The organism is Herbaspirillum sp. SJZ106 (genome assembly GCF_006715495.1).
In the GTDB taxonomy this organism is placed as follows: domain Bacteria; phylum Pseudomonadota; class Gammaproteobacteria; order Burkholderiales; family Burkholderiaceae_D; genus Herbaspirillum.
This window is the reverse complement of sequence record NZ_VFNI01000002.1, coordinates 360,704-374,473: the sequence shown is the minus strand read 5'-3', so window position 1 is coordinate 374,473 and position 13,770 is coordinate 360,704. Positions and strand designations below refer to the sequence as shown.

The 13,770-nt window shown below is 60.6% G+C and carries 12 protein-coding genes; 3 read left to right on the top strand and 9 right to left on the bottom strand.

Annotation, left to right across the window (positions count from 1 at the left end):
- Positions 1-31: 31 nt before the first annotated feature.
- From FB598_RS06910 to FB598_RS06900, 3 genes are read left to right on the top strand one after another with little or no spacing between them, the layout of a single operon-like run.
- Positions 32-775 carry an amino acid ABC transporter permease gene (locus tag FB598_RS06910; RefSeq protein WP_050467770.1) on the top strand — a complete coding sequence of 248 codons (744 nt, stop codon included), beginning with the start codon at positions 32-34 and terminating at the stop codon, positions 773-775.
- Between the two features lie 37 nt (positions 776-812).
- Positions 813-2,087: a TIGR03862 family flavoprotein gene (locus tag FB598_RS06905; RefSeq protein WP_141913869.1), complete on the top strand. Its 1,275-nt coding sequence runs from the start codon at positions 813-815 to the stop codon at positions 2,085-2,087.
- Positions 2,084-2,293, top strand: a complete 210-nt coding sequence (locus FB598_RS06900; RefSeq protein WP_141913870.1) for a SlyX family protein — start codon at positions 2,084-2,086, stop codon at positions 2,291-2,293. The genes FB598_RS06905 and FB598_RS06900 overlap by 4 nt, the downstream gene beginning before the upstream one ends.
- A 135-nt stretch (positions 2,294-2,428) precedes the next feature.
- On the opposite strand, the gene gabD is transcribed toward FB598_RS06900, so the two are convergent.
- From gabD to FB598_RS06855, 9 genes are all read right to left on the bottom strand, one after another.
- Positions 2,429-3,883: an NADP-dependent succinate-semialdehyde dehydrogenase gene (gabD, locus tag FB598_RS06895; RefSeq protein WP_141913871.1), complete on the bottom strand. Its 1,455-nt coding sequence runs from the start codon at positions 3,881-3,883 to the stop codon at positions 2,429-2,431.
- Positions 3,884-3,900: 17 nt separating this feature from the next.
- Positions 3,901-4,134 carry a hypothetical protein gene (locus FB598_RS06890; protein ID WP_141913872.1) on the bottom strand — a complete coding sequence of 78 codons (234 nt, stop codon included), beginning with the start codon at positions 4,132-4,134 and terminating at the stop codon, positions 3,901-3,903.
- Positions 4,135-4,171: 37 nt separating this feature from the next.
- Positions 4,172-4,843 carry a cytochrome b gene (locus FB598_RS06885; protein WP_141913873.1) on the bottom strand — a complete coding sequence of 224 codons (672 nt, stop codon included), beginning with the start codon at positions 4,841-4,843 and terminating at the stop codon, positions 4,172-4,174.
- A gap of 33 nt (positions 4,844-4,876) precedes the next feature.
- A complete protein-coding gene (locus tag FB598_RS06880; protein ID WP_183405702.1) occupies positions 4,877-5,488 on the bottom strand; it encodes an FMN-dependent NADH-azoreductase in 612 nt (203 codons plus the stop codon).
- 50 nt (positions 5,489-5,538) lie between these two features.
- The gene (locus tag FB598_RS06875; protein WP_255463854.1) at positions 5,539-6,537 is read right to left on the bottom strand and encodes a YCF48-related protein; all 999 of its coding nucleotides are present in this window, start codon (positions 6,535-6,537) and stop codon (positions 5,539-5,541) included.
- A gap of 31 nt (positions 6,538-6,568) precedes the next feature.
- A complete protein-coding gene (locus FB598_RS06870) occupies positions 6,569-8,941 on the bottom strand; it encodes an RND family transporter (RefSeq protein WP_141913876.1) in 2,373 nt (790 codons plus the stop codon).
- Between the two features lie 77 nt (positions 8,942-9,018).
- Complete coding sequence (locus tag FB598_RS06865) at positions 9,019-10,761, bottom strand: DUF1302 domain-containing protein (RefSeq protein WP_141913877.1); 1,743 nt, start codon at positions 10,759-10,761, stop codon at positions 9,019-9,021.
- Positions 10,762-10,809: 48 nt separating this feature from the next.
- Positions 10,810-12,174 carry a DUF1329 domain-containing protein gene (locus FB598_RS06860; RefSeq protein ID WP_141913878.1) on the bottom strand — a complete coding sequence of 455 codons (1,365 nt, stop codon included), beginning with the start codon at positions 12,172-12,174 and terminating at the stop codon, positions 10,810-10,812.
- A 91-nt stretch (positions 12,175-12,265) separates the two neighbouring features.
- A complete protein-coding gene (locus FB598_RS06855) occupies positions 12,266-13,636 on the bottom strand; it encodes an aspartate aminotransferase family protein (RefSeq protein WP_141913879.1) in 1,371 nt (456 codons plus the stop codon).
- Positions 13,637-13,770: the final 134 nt, after the last annotated feature.

Genomic DNA, 13,770 nt, shown 5'->3' with positions numbered 1-13,770 from the left:
GTGTTTTTCTGACCCACCAATCGAGTCCGACATGGATTTCCGCTGGAGCATCATCCAAGGCTATGCGCCGCTGTTCGCCAAGGGCGTCCTGATGACGCTGCAGGTGTCGCTGATCAGTATCGTGATCGGCACCCTGATCGGCCTCATGGTGGGCATGCTGCGCCTGTCGGAAGTGCGCCACGGCGGCTGGAAGTGGCCGCTGAAGCTGGGCCGCTGGATCGCCGGTTTCTACGTCGCCTTCTTCCGCGGCACCCCGCTGTTCGTGCAGATCATGCTGATCCACTTCGCGGTGATGCCGGTGCTGGTGCACCAGGAACACGGACTGATCATTTCCGGCGACCTGGCGCGCGTGATCAAGCAGGACTACGGCGCCTTCCTGTCCGGCACGGTGGCGCTCTCGCTCAATGCCGGGGCCTATATCTCCGAAATCTTCCGCGCCGGCATCCAGTCCATCGAACGCGGCCAGTCCTACGCCGCCGCCAGCCTGGGCATGAACTACGGCCTGACCATGCGCTACGTGGTGCTGCCGCAGGCGTTTCGCCGCATGCTGCCGCCGCTGGGCAACGAAGCCATCACTCTGCTCAAGGATTCCTCGCTGGTCTCGGCCATCGGCCTGGCCGAGCTGGCCTATGCCGCGCGTACCGTGGCCGGCACCTATGCGCGCTATTGGGAACCCTACATCACCATTTCCGTGATCTACTTCGCCATGACCATTTGCCTGGCGCTGGTCGTGGCCCGCCTGGAACACAAGTACAGCGCGCCGCACCGCCGCTGAACCGCCAACCGGCGCGATCAGCGCGCCTGGAACAAGCATGCACAATTTACCTTTCCTTTCCCCCGGCCGCGCGCGCGTGGCCGTGATCGGCGCCGGCCCGGCCGGCCTGATGGCGGCTGAAGTGCTGGCGCAGCAAGGCGCAGACATAGATGTCGACGTCTACGACGCCATGCCCTCGGCCGGCCGCAAGTTCCTGCTGGCCGGCGTCGGCGGCATGAACATCACGCATTCCGAGCCGCAGCCGGACTTCCTGCCGCGCTACGGCGACCGCCGCGAACAATTGGCGCCCTTCATCCGCCGCTTCGACTCGGAACGCCTGCGCGCCTGGATTCATGCGCTGGGGATCGATACCTTCGTCGGCAGCTCCGGGCGCGTGTTCCCGCTTGAGATGAAAGCGGCGCCGCTGCTGCGCGCATGGCTGCATCGCTTGCGCGAATCGGGCGTGCGCTTCCACATGCGGCATCGCTGGCTGGGCTGGAACGAAGACGGTTCGCTGCGCCTGTCGACGCCCGCCGGCGAAATCAGTGCGCAGGCCGACGCCGTGGTGCTGGCCCTGGGCGGCGGCAGCTGGCCGCGCCTGGGTTCGGACGGCGCCTGGGCGCCGCTGCTGCAACAAAAGCAAGTCGAAGTAGCGCCGCTGCAGCCGGCCAATTGCGGTTTCGACCTGGCCTGGAGCGAACACTTCCGCACACGCTTCGCCGGCGCGCCGGTCAAACCGGTGGTGGCCAGCGTGGCACGGCCCAATGGCGGCATGCTCAACCGCCGCGGCGAGTTCATCGTCACCGCCCACGGCATCGAAGGCAGCCTGGTCTACGCCTTGTCGGCCAGCCTGCGCGACGCCATCACCGCCAACGGGCAGGCGCACCTGTACCTCGACCTGTTGCCCGACTGGACGCTGGAAAAGGTGCAGGCCGAACTGGCCCATCCGCGCGGCGCGCGCTCCATGTCCAGCCACCTGCAAAGCCGTTTGCATCTCAAGGGCGTCAAGGCCGGCCTGCTGCGCGAATGCGCCAGCAAGGAAGACTTCGCCGACGCCGCCAGACTGGCGCGCGCCATCAAGGCGCTGCCGCTGGCGCCGACGCGTCCGCGCCCGATCGCCGAAGCCATCAGCAGCGCAGGCGGCGTCAGCTTCGAGGCACTGGACGACGCGCTGATGCTGCGCGCCTTGCCCGGCGTCTTCTGCGCCGGCGAGATGCTGGACTGGGAAGCGCCCACCGGCGGCTACCTGCTGACCGCCTGCTTCGCCACCGGCCACGCCGCCGGCGCCGCTGTATTACACTGGCTGTCCACCCAACAGGAGCTACAGAAGTGAGCAGCGAAGACCGCATCATCGACATCGAAACCAAGCTGGCGCACCAGGAACACCTGGTAGACGAGCTGAACCAGGCCGTCTATCGCCAGCAAAAGAAGATCGACGAACTGGAAATGCTGCTGGGCGCGCTGGCCAAGCGCTTCCGCGAATTGTCCGACGCCAGCCAGGACCGCGCCGCGGCCAACGAGAAGCCGCCACATTATTAAGCAACAAACACTATTCAGTGAAGTTGAAATTCTCTCCGTCGTCCTGACAAAGGTCAGGACCCAGTGTCGTTGAGCGGCGTTGAGGTACAACGAAAGACATTGGATCCCGGCTTGCGCCAGGACGGATAGCGACCGTCAAATGCCCCCCATGCACAGGTACTTGACCACCAGATAATCGTCAATACCATAGTGCGAACCTTCGCGACCCAGACCCGATTGCTTGACGCCGCCGAAGGGCGCCACTTCGTTAGAAATCAGGCCGGTATTAATGCCCACCATGCCGCTTTCCAGTCCTTCCGCGATACGCCAGATGCGGCCAATATCGCGCGAGAAGAAATAACTTGCCAAGCCAAATTCGGTATCGTTAGCCATCGCCAGGACGTCTTCGTCGCTCTTGAAGCGGAACAGCGGCGCCATCGGGCCGAAAGTTTCCTCCTTAGCCACGCGCATGCCGGAAGTAACGTCGGCGATCACTGTCGGCTCGAAGAAGCTGTGTCCGAGTGCATGGCGTTTTCCTCCCAGTAGTACTCGGCCGCCTTTGGCGACGGCATCGGCGACATGTTCTTCAATCTTCTGCACAGCTTTGTCGTCGATCAGCGGGCCTTGGGTCACGCCGGCCTCGACGCCGTCGCCGACTTTCAGTTTTCGTACCGCCACCACCAGTTTTTCAGCGAAGGCATCATACACTGCGTCCTGTACGTACAAACGATTGGCGCAGACGCAAGTCTGGCCTGCGTTACGGTATTTTGATGCGATGGCACCTTCAACTGCGGCGTCCAAATCGGCGTCATCAAACACGATGAAAGGCGCATTGCCGCCCAGTTCCAGCGACAATTTCTTGATGGTTGGGGCGCATTGCTCCATCAGGATACGGCCGACTTCGGTCGAGCCGGTAAACGTCAACTTGCGCACCGTCGGGTTGCCGGTCATTTCGCCACCGATGGCACGCGATACCCCGGTCAGCACGCTGAAGACGCCGGACGGAATGCCGGCGCGCTCAGCCAGCACCGCCAATGCCAAGGCCGAATAGGGTGTGGCTTCCGCCGGTTTGAGCACCATCGGGCATCCGGCCGCCAGCGCAGGCCCGGCCTTGCGCGTGATCATCGCCGCCGGGAAATTCCACGGCGTGATGGCAGCGCAGACACCGATCGGCTCCTTGGTCACGACGATGCGGCTGGTTGTCGACGGCGAAGGAATAGTGTCGCCGTAAATACGCTTGGCCTCTTCGGCAAACCATTCGATGAACGATGCAGCATAGGCGATTTCACCTTTGGCTTCGGCCAGAGGCTTGCCTTGTTCGGTGGTCATGATCAGGGCCAGATCATCGGCATTTGCCAGTATCAGGTCGTTCCATTTGCGCAGGACGATGCTGCGCTCTTTTCCTGTTTTCGCGCGCCATGCCTTCCAAGCATGGTTCGCCGCAGCGATGGCACGCCGTGTTTCGGCTGCGCCCATCTTCGGCACCGTGCCGATCTGCAGGCCGGTGGCAGGATTGGTGACGGCAATGGTTTCGCCGCTGTCGGCGTCGCACCAGACACCGTTGATGTAAGCCTGCTGACGCAGCAGGGTAGGATCTTTCAGTTGTAGCATGAGGACACTCCGTCAATTCAATCTGGTTGGTTGCGGCCACACAGCCATGCAAGCAGTGGCAGCAAGCAGGTAGAAAAGATAATCAAGATGGTCGCCGGTGCGGCGCTGGCCGATCTGTTGTCGTCCTTGATGACGGCAAATATCTGATGCTTCAGCGTGCCGGAAATCAGGCCGGAAATGATCACCGGCGAGATGATACGAGACGGTATACCGCGGATCCTCTCTCTCAGCCCTGGACTAGCGCTCGCCACGCATGAACTCCACAGGATCTTGGCGACAGCGCTAAACTCAGCGATCCTTGCTTTCTTCCTTGCCCGAATGCTCTGTCGACCCAGGCATCCGCGATGCAAAAGCCGGCAACATCCGCGTCAAGGTCGCATCCTTGCGCACTCTGTGATGGAACAATGCAGCGGCGATATGCAGCAAGACTACGACCCAGGCGACCCAATGCCCGACGAATTTGTGAATGGCATACATAGGCGTCTCGACCTGCTCCGCGGTCCAACCAAATGACGCCGAAATCCAATGAAATACTATTGAGTCTCGAAATGCCGGAATGACGAAGAGACCGAAATCAGTTGGATCATAGGTGTTAAGGTAACCTGTCAGCGGCATCACAATCATGAATACATACAATGCCCAATGCGCCAAACGTGCCAACCAATGCTCAAGCGCACTGCCAGGCACTGGATCCGGCTCGACATTGATCATGCGCCAAATCCAGCGCGGAATCACCAGTACGCCAATCGTCACGCCCAGCACCCAATGGATGTTCAGGATCGGCACCACCAGCGCGCCGTTAGGCTGAATATCGAATAGCGCCGGCTTGATGCTCGTTTCCGGATCAACAAACCAGATCACGTAATACACCACGATATATGCCAGCACGAATGCCGCCGCCATCGTCCAGTGGAAGAATTTGGCAACCGCGCCAAAACGGTCTGCAGTGTTTTTCAGCATACATTTCCTCTGAAGAGTGAATCCGGCACAAGTTTAGTCCAGGCTCAGCGCCGCGATGCGCGCCGATGCATCAGCAATCGCCTGCTCCTTATCGGCATCGCTCATGGCGACGCCCTCAGCTCGAATTACGGTCACGTCCGTAACCCCCAAGAAACCCAGCAGATCCCGCAAATAGCGCTCCTGATGATCCAGCGCGACCTCGGCCATGCCTTCCGCATATTGCCCGCCGCGCACCGAAGCAATGTAAGCCTTCCGTTTGGCCAGCAAGCCTTGTGGCCCCTGATCGGTATAGGCGAATGTCTTGCCAGCCACGGCCACACGATCTATCCACGCCTTGAGTGACGAGGGAATCGAGAAGTTATACATCGGCGCGCCGATCACCAGCACATCGGCGGCCAGCAATTCATCCAGGCAGGCCTGCCCCAACGCAAAGTCGCCGCACAACGCGGGATCATCGACTTCTGCGCCTTGGCTGGCGACCAAGTGCCGCGCCGAAAGATGCCATGGTGCCTGGCTGGCCAGGTCACGATAGACCACCTCCAATCCAGGATGCAAGCTGCACAAGCGCGCTACGATGTAGGCGGAGAGTTTTCGACTAACGGAGTTCTCACCCAAAATGCTGGAATCGAGATGGAGAAGTTTCATTTTCATCAATCAATAAAATAGGGGAATGCACTGCCAAGATGGCATCGCGCTCAGCGTTTGGCGGATATGTCACCATCGATGGGCTTGAGTGCGCCCTCTTTGGAAAACGGCACCACCTGCCCAAGCCGATTGACCAGCACTGCAGTCAACGCCTGCGGCGCGCTCCACAGAACCTGCCAGCTCACGCCATCGTCTCGACTCTGCAAGACCTTGCCTTCCAGCGATGACGCCGTGATCAACCTTTGGCTCGCCTGCACGGTGGTAATGGAGCCAGTCGTCGGTACTTGCACCTTCTGCCAGCTTATCCCGCCATCGGTGCTGCGTAGCAATTTCCCACCGAGGCCCGCTACGATCAGCGCTCCCGATGGCGTGGCCACAGCGCCGCTCCAAAGCGAGGCCTTGCTATCGGTCGTCAATATTTCCCAGTTCTGGCCGGCATCTCTGGAACGGAACAACGTACCTTGCTCGGCGGCCAGATAGAGCGTCTGGTCTGTACCGGGGAACAGACGCAGCAAGTTGAGATCACTGCGCTTGGCGCCAGCCGCCACCGGCAAATGCAAAGTAGTCCAGGTCTTACCGCCATCAGTGGTCTGCAAAAGCAGAGACCACAATCCCGCCGCCCAGCCGTGCTGGCTGTCACGGAAATAAACCGAAAACAGCGGCTGGTCGACATCGGTGGCGCTGCGCTGCAATTGCCAAGTCTCGCCGCCATCTTCGGTATGCATCACGGTACCGCCGTGCCCCACCGCCCAACCCTGGCGATCATCGACGAACGACACGCCGGTCAGCGTGAAGTCGACCGGCACCTGCCGCGCCTGCCGCCAAGTCTTGCCGCCATCGTCGGAGAGAATCACATCACCACGCGCCCCGACGGCGACAATACGCTCGCCGGCCAGTGCCGCATTGAGCATCATGGCGCGATCCGCATGGCGGTCGGCCGCTGCCGCCCGGATCGGCACCGGCTCCATGCCCTGCGCCCACACGCTTGCGCTGCCAAGCACTCCCGCCGCCAGCGCCACGATAAATGGTAGCTTCTCGCACACTCTCATCACATCTATTCTCCCGCGCATCTCGGTTTCCTCAATGGCTCATCATGCTGTTGACCTTGATCTTTCCCTTGCGCGGGAACAGGCGTTCCAGTACCACCGCAAAAGCTGGCAGGGCAGTCATGGCCATGATCAGGTTGACGATGAACATAAAGGCCAGCAACTTGCCCATGTCTGCCTGGAACTTAAGCTGCGAGAACGACCAGGTCGCCACGCCGATGGCCAGCGTGATGGCGGTGAAGATGGTCGCCACGCCGATTTCCTGGATCGACTTCTCCAGTGCCACGTCTATAGGCTCCTCCGCTGCCAGGTGCATCTGCAGGCGGCTGTAGATATAGAACGCATAGTCCACGCCGATGCCGACAGCCAGCACCATCACCGGCAGCGTGGCCACCGTCAGCCCAATCTGCAACTGCTTCATGAAGGCATAGCCGATAAAGGTGGCCACTGTCAGCGGCAGGCAGCAAGCCACCACCGCGCGCAAGTCGCGATAGACCGCAAACACCAGCACCACGATGGCGGCATAAACGTAAAGCATCATCGGCAGCTCTGACTTCTCCACTTCTTCGTTGACTGCTGCGATCACTCCGGCATTGCCTGCGGCCAGGCGTATCGTCAGACCCGACAAGGGATGCGCTGCGCGGTACTGCTTGATTGCCGCGATCACGCCATTGATGGTGGAGGCCTTGTGGTCGGTGAGATAGAGGTGGGTGGCCAGCATGCTGCAATCCTTGGACAGGTAGCCGCGCACGCGCCCGATCTCCACCGCCAGCGCCGCGTAGTTGGCGGGATCCAGCGGCACCGAATACATGTTGGGATTGCCTTCGTTGTAGCCCTCGTTGTAGACCTTCATCTGCTCCGCAAAGGAGCTTACCGACATCACGCCCGGCACGTAGCGCATGGCCGCATCGAACTGTTCCTGATAGCGGCCGAAGGCCACCTTGTCACAGGAATTCTCAGGCGCGGCCAGGATCACCGAGAGCCAGTCCAGTCCGGTGTCATAGTTTTTCGAAATTGACGTGGCATCCAGGTTGTAGCGCGAATCGGCGCGCAATTCCGGCGCGCCGGCCTGCAAGGTTCCCACCAGGCGGTCATTGCTGTACCAGACCGACGCTCCGAACAGCACCAGCGTCCCCAGCACGATCACCTTGGCATTGCGCGGATGCGCGGCCTGAGCAAACACCTGCAGCCAGCGCGCACGTTTCTGCTGGGCGCGCATGGCGGCATCGGCATAGGCCTTGTTGACCTTGAGCAGCGAAGCGGCAAGCGGCAGCATGAACAGGTTGGTGATGATCTTGTACCCGACGCCGATGGAAGCGGTGATAGCCAGCTCCTTGACCATGGGAATTGGAATGAGCGTCAGCGTGATGAAAGACACGAAAGCCGTCACCAACGCCAGCACGCCCGGAACCAGCAGGCCGCGGAAACTGGCGCGGGCCGCTTCCTCGCACCCCATGCCGGCGGCGATGCCACGCACGATGTAATTGATCTGCTGCACCCCGTGCGACACGCCGATGGCAAACACCAGGAAAGGCACCAGCACCGCCAGCGGGTCCAGTCCATATCCCAGCAAGTGCAGCGTGCCGAACTGCCACACCAGCGACACCAGCGAACAGAAGATGGGCAACAATGTGAACGGCAGCGAACGGCAATACCAATACACAGCCAGCGCAGTCAGCAACATGGCCATGACGCAGAATTTGAAAACGCCCTGGGCGCCATCGGCGACATCGCCGATCTGCTTGGCGAAACCGATGATCTGCACTTCGAAATCGGCATCCTCGAACTTGGCGCGGATTTCACGATTGAGCAGGTCGTTGTAGGCGAGATAGTCGACCTTCTTGCCATTGGCGTCGAATTCGTTGATCTCGGCGATGATCATTGCACTATCCTGCTTGCGCGACACCAGGGTGCCGACGAAGCCGCCGTTGTTGGCGCTGTCGCGAATGCCTACGATCACCTCTGGCGTCAGGTTCTCTGGCGTGACGGTGCCGGCGATAACCGGATCGGCACGGAAACCCTCTTCGGTAATCTCGTTGACGAAGGTATTGGGCGTCCACAACGATTGCACGCCCAGGCGGTTGATGTTGGGCAGGAACATGACGGCCTGGGTCATGGCGTTCAGACGCGTCAGACCCTCCTTGCTCCAGATGCTGCCGTGACGTGCGCGCAGCACGATGTTCAAGCGATTGGCCCCGAACAGCTCATCACGGTATTGATGCTGCGTGGCGACGTATTCGTGATCCGAGGGAATCTGCTTCTCGAAGCCGGCATCCATGCGCAGCTTCAGCGAGAATACCGCCATGAGCGCCGTGAAGGCCAGCAACGCCAGCAGGATGGGCACGCGCGCGCGGAACGCCAGTGCCTCCAGCCGGGCCAGGCTAAGAAAGCCGCTAGGAAAATGCATAATGGTCTTGGTTCAACAGGAAAGGCGTCGATAGACCGAACCTGGCTACGCCCGCCGAGGGCGCAGCCAGGCCGGGATCAAAAGTTATAGGTCGCGGTAGCACCCACGAAATTGCGACTGCGCAGCGGTTGGTCGAAGATCGTGTCGCCGCCCCAGAACATGGCGTAATTAAGCGAGAACTGCCACTTGGCCGGATTCTGGATAAAGCTGACGATGAAGTTGGCCGATTTGGCGCCTTGCATAAAGGTACCCGCGAAATTGGGCGTACGTCCATGCAGAGCCTGGAAGTAGAAAACCTCCGGCACCACCTGCCAGCCTGGAATCAAAGAACCGTCATAAACCCAACTGAAGTCCAGGTTGTAGCCATAGGACAGTGCCGTGCCAACTCCGGATGGCGTATTGGCGCCGGTCGCACGGGCATTGGCCGTGGTGTCATAACCCCATCCCCATAAGCCGGAGGCCACCGGGATGCCCTGGTAGGAACTCTTCATGTTGGGATAGTAAATACCCACCGCTTCGATCATCAGGTTGGCAGTATCGGCCCCACCCAGCGCCTTTAGGATGGTCGGATTGTCGCTAGGAGTCATGCTCAGCAGACCGGTGACGGCCAACTGGTACTTGGCGGACTCGACGTAGCAATTGCCGTTGGTCAGGCAGCCGGTGCCATTGGTGGTCGGGCTGTTGCCGGCGGAGGAAGTGTTGAGCGAGATCGGATCCTTGGGACGATACGACAGCTCGGTACCCACCGCCCAGTTACCGACCGGGAAGTTCATACTGGCGCCGAGCATCTTACGATCCTGCAGGTAGGAGTAACCAAAGCCCGAGACTGCACTAGTGGAAGTCGACATGACCGGCGACTTGTCGTGGTAGTTCATCAGGTACAGACCGAAATTCATTTCGGTATCCTTCGGACTGTAACGCAGCGCCACGCCATACTGACCGCTGGAACGCGGCGTACTGGTGGTCGGCACGCCCAGCTCCTGAGCACCATTGCCGATGGTACCCACCGACCAGTAACTCCCCACCGGCGGGAAGTAGTTGCGTTGCCATCCTTGCTGCACGTAGGTCTCGAGGCTGAAACCATTGCCCAGCCCGCTGGCAAAGTTGACCATCGGCGCCGGCAGCACTGCTTCCTTCATCTGAGTACCGGGCTGCGACAGGCGCATCAGGTCCAGTGCGTTAGTCTGGTTGATACCGCCTGGGATGAACAGGCTCTCGCCCCAGTTCACCACCTGATTACCGACCCGCAGGCGGGCGCGCTGGTCACCGAGCGAAAACTCCTTGCTCACCCACAGATCCAGCAGTCGCGTCTTGTTGCGTAGCTGGCTGGCCGAATTTCCGGGAAAGGAACTACCACCGCCGCCGCTGACGTAGCCGGTGGCGCTATCGGCAGAGAAGTCGCGCAACCAGCTCACACGACCAAGAAACTTGACGTCCTCCGGCAGCTTCAACATCAAATCGTGGGTGCCCTTGATGTAGGTGGTGAAGGCACTCCCACGGTCGTAGTTCAGGTTACCTTGGTCGTTGTACTGCGACAGCGAATCGGCACAGCCACTTGGCGCACCTGCACCGGTCGGACCGGATGGCTGACCGCCGTTGACGCTGCCGATGATGCCGGAACAAACCGGTTTGCTGGCACGGATGCCGACGCCCACCGTGACGGTGGAGTCGAAGTTGCCCGAGACCGTCTCACCGTCGAAGGTAAAGGCCTGGGCGATGCCCGAGTAAAGACAGGCGCCCATCAACGGCAGCACGATCGGCAACACTCGTGGCAGCAGCGATCCTGCACGCTGCGGCTTCTTACGCATTTGCATCTTCATGGTTTTCCCTTCCCCGTAAAGGTCTTGTCAGAGAATTGCACGCGCACTTCAGCGGTCGCTGATGGCACGCAGGCTGTCGGCGCCATAAAAGGCGTCTCGCAGGCGCGGATTGTCCTTGGCTTCGGTTTCCCAGCGAATGTCCTTGCCGGTACCGGCCGAGTGCGAATCCATCAGGTAGCGGCCTTCGGCCAGGTTGTACTGGGCAAAACCGGAGAGGTCGCAGGCGCCGGTCTCGTAGACCGGGATGATGTAACCCTCGCGGTGCTTCCACAGCTTGCTCTGAGCGTCGTAGTCATCGGCCAGCACCAGGTTCCAGCTGTCCTCGTCGACGTAGAACGTGCGCTTGGGCGCAAGATGGCGTACTCCCGGTTTGACGCTGGCCTCAACCACCCAGACACGATGCAACTCGTAGCGGCGGGCGTTCTCGGCCACGAAGTCAGGCTTGGCGATGTCGTCGAGATTGGCCTTGAAGTTGTTGGCCCCGAAACTGTTGTAGGCGATGTAGATTTCTTTTTTCCCGACCAATTTCCAGTCGAAGCGGTCCAGCGTGCCGTTGAAGACGGTCGGCTCATCCATGGTGTACTGGTTTTCCATGCCGATCTGCGGTGCATCGTAGGCATAGGAAGGCATACGGCGCACGCGGCGCTGGCCCGGGAAGTAGTAGAAGGTCTCGGTACTAGGCCGATTCAGGTAGGTCGCCACCACGAGGGCTTGCCCGGCCAGCGCGGTCGGCGCAGAATAGGCGAAGTAGGTATAAAACTCGATCCCCGACAGAGAGGACAGCTTGGTGCTGCCCTTGACGCTGGCCGGATAGAACAGCGTCATCTGTTCGCTGGCCTTGATCCATTCATTGCTTCCCTTGCGCGGCGAGACGGCCGTGATGGTATTGGGAAAGTCCACGCCCAGCGCGCGATAGCGCATCTTGCTGTTGTACATCACTTCCAGGCCGGTCTTGGGCAGCGGGAAGGGGATGCCCGGCACATTGGCTTCGGCCAGGCTCCAGCCGTCCGCGCCGATCTTGCCATCGGCCACGTTCTTCTTGGTGTTCTCGACCACGAAGTCGGGCGCGGCACAGTAGCGATGGCTGGGATAGATATCCATCTTGTAGCCCTTGACCTGCTTGATCAAGGCCACCTGTCCCGGCGTGAGGTGGGCGGCGTATTTTTCCACATTGGAGGCATCGATGACCTCGGTGGGCTTTTCATCCTTGTACTTGAAATAATCCTTGCGCAGCTTGCCGTAGGACCAGCCTGGCAACTCCACGTTTTCCGCCTTCCATTCCGGCACGCCCTGGCCGGCGGCCTTGTCGCCTCCCAGCGGCGTCAAGGTAGTACCCAGATCTTGCACCGAAGCAGCGTGCGCAAACGTCGCGCCCACCACCAGGGTGGACAAACCGAGGATCGTTTTCTTCATGACCACTTTCTCCATTGACTCAAACCTGTTGCGATTGATGAGGAATCAGGGCAAGCCGCCAGGCCTCATCCCGGCGTCCTGTCTATCCTGTTCAGAGGGAGGCGAGACCAGCACCGAAGATATCCAGCCCCTTGAACATCAGCGAGCGCGGGATGGTCAGCGAAGGCATCACGCGCATGACGTTGGTATAGCGACCGCAGGGAATCATCAGCACACCGTGACCGACCACATAGTCCATCAGCTTGCCCAGCTTCTCGCGCGAGAGCGGCTCGCGGGTTTCCTTGTTCTCGACCAGCTCGATGCCGATCATCAGGCCGCGGCCGCGCACTTCGCCGACCCAGGGGCTGTTGAAGTCGCGGATGCGCTGCTGCGCTTCCAGCCCCAGCGCGTGGGCGCGGTTGATCAGGTTCAGACGGGGGTCTTGCAGGATGCTGATATTGGTCAGCGCCACCGCTGCCGAGATCGAGTTGGCGGCGAAGGTATTGGGCTGTGAACCATCGGGGATCTTGGCCGCCAGGTCCGAACGCATGACCAGGCCCGCCATCGGCATGTCGCCACCGATGCCCTTGCCGAAGGTCAGCATGTCCGGTTTCACGCCCGAGTGTTCCACCGCCCACATCTTGCCGGTGCGGCCGGCGCCGGCCTGCACTTCATCGACGATCAGCAGCGCGCCGCTGCGGTCACAAGCCTTGCGCAGGATTTGCAGGAACTCCGGCGAGGGCGGCACATAACCGCCCTCGCCCTGCACCGGCTCCACGATCACGGCAGCCACGTCATCGGCGGCGGTATAGGGCGTGTTGAGCAGGTAGTCGACATATTCACCAGCGATCTGTTCGGCGCTCTTGTTGCTGGTGTCGAAGGGGAAACGGTAGGCATAGGGATAAGGAGCATGGATCACGCCGCCCATGAAGGGACCGAAACCCTTGCGATAGGCGGTACCGGTGGTGAGCGCATTGGAGGCATTCCAGATGCCGTGGTAGCCGCCGTGGAAGGCGATGACCTGGTGGCGGCCGGTAACACGCTTGGCGAATTTGACGGCTGCTTCCAGCGCATCGCTGCCGCCCTGGGTGAAGAAGGTAATGCAATTGCCGCGCAGGCCTTCGGGCATGATCTCGGAGATCTTGGCCGCCAATTCAGTGCGCTTGGAACTGTTGACTTCCATCGAGTGCATCAACATCTCGGACTGGGTGCGAATGGCCTCGACCACCTTGGGATTGCAACGCCCCACGCTGCTCACGCCCACGCCGGCGGAGAGGTCGATGAAAGTATTGCCGTCCGGATCCTTGAAGGTCACGCCGAAGGCGCGATCCATGGCAATGGGCATGCGTCCGCCGCCGCGCGCCATCGACTCGGTACGCGCCGACAGGTCCAACGCCGCCGCGGTCTTGGGGCCAGGATAGGTGGATGACACCATCTTGGGAGCGTCGGCAAAATTGAGTGCCTCCAGTTCTGCTTCAATCATGAACGTACCTTTCTAAACCGTTTTCAAGAAAGTGTTCGCCTGCGCCAGCGGCAAGCGAATTACCAAGGAAAGACACTGTCGGAAACGTTGGAATCACTTCCTTCCGGCATGCAAGGATTAAAACCCTTTTGCCG